This is a genomic window from Mycolicibacterium vinylchloridicum (assembly GCF_013404075.1).
Taxonomy (GTDB): Bacteria; Actinomycetota; Actinomycetes; order Mycobacteriales; family Mycobacteriaceae; genus Mycobacterium; species Mycobacterium vinylchloridicum.
On sequence record NZ_JACBJQ010000186.1, the window covers coordinates 1 to 1,174 of the forward strand.

Here is a 1,174-nt window from a genome sequence, read left to right on the forward strand (position 1 = left end):
AGTAGGTACGGTCTTCATGGCGGTCCCTTACTCCTTCTTCGAGGTGTACTTGGTCGTTCACCCGAAGACCTACCATCTGGCGGGCATCAGGTGAGGGACCGCCACCTCAAATTCCACGAAGACCGGGACAACCTCTGATCGCGGATCAGTCCCGGTTGCGCGGAGATGATCTGCCCGTGTTGGCGCCCGACGACAGCGTTATCGCCGAGCTGCAGATGCTGACCGCCCATCGGACAGATCTGGTCGCTGATCGCACTCGTACGATCAACCGGTTGCGTCAGCAGCTTATCGCGGTGTGTCCGGCGTTGGAGCGAGCTGCTCAACTGACTGTTGATCGTGGGTGGGTGGTCCTGTTGGCGCGTTTTCAGCGGCCGAAAGCCATTAGGCAGAGCGGTGTTTCGCGTCTAACCCGGATGCTGGCAGATGCTGGTGTACGCAATGCCGGCACCATCGCCGCAGCTGCGGTTACCGCGGCTAAATCGCAGACGGTGCGCCTGCCCGGCGAGGAGGTCGCCGCCGGATTGGTCGCCCAGTTGGCTCAGGAGGTGATCTCCCTCGATGCCCGCATCAAAAACACTGACGCTGACATCGAGGGCCGATTTCACCGCCATCGCCTCGCCAAGGTGATCCTCAGCATGCCCGGCATGGGTTTTCGTCTCGGGGCTGAATTTCTGGCCGCGGTGGGCGACCCCGAGCTGATCGGATCGGCTGATCAACTTGCTGCCTGGGCCGGCCTGGCACCCGTGCCTCGAGACTCCGGAAAACGCACCGGTCGCCTGCACAGTCCGCAGCGCTACAGTCGCCGGCTGCGCCGGGTCATGTACATGTCAGCGCTGACCGCGATCCGCTACGACCCCGAATCTAAGGCCTACTATCAGCGCAAACGAGACCAAGGCAAGCGTCCGACCCAGGCGATCATCCGCCTGGCCCGCAGACGCACCAACGTCCTCTACGCCCTGCTCCGCGACAACCGCACCTGGCAACCCGACGCACCCAAAATCAACCACACAGCTGCTTGACTTCTCCATTGAGAGTCCATTCGGTGTCGCCGCCTGCGAGTTGGCGGGTGGCCCAGCCGCCGGTTTCGACGAGTTCGTTGTCGGGCGGGCAGGCCAGGGTGAGGTCACCGATGTCGGTGCGGCCGCCGTTCTTCCAATCCTTGGCGGCGTGGTGG

General features: G+C 63.2%; 2 pseudogenes. One reads left to right on the plus strand and one right to left on the minus strand.

The annotated features are described in order from the left end of the window. Positions 1–134: 134 nt before the first annotated feature. Positions 135–1,019, plus strand: a pseudogene (locus tag HPC46_RS34465) (IS110 family RNA-guided transposase); the annotation flags it as partial. Here HPC46_RS34465 and HPC46_RS35440 read toward each other — a convergent pair. Continuing rightward, positions 1,000–1,174: pseudogene (locus HPC46_RS35440) on the minus strand (HNH endonuclease signature motif containing protein); the annotation flags it as partial. The pseudogenes HPC46_RS34465 and HPC46_RS35440 sit on opposite strands and share 20 nt — an antisense overlap.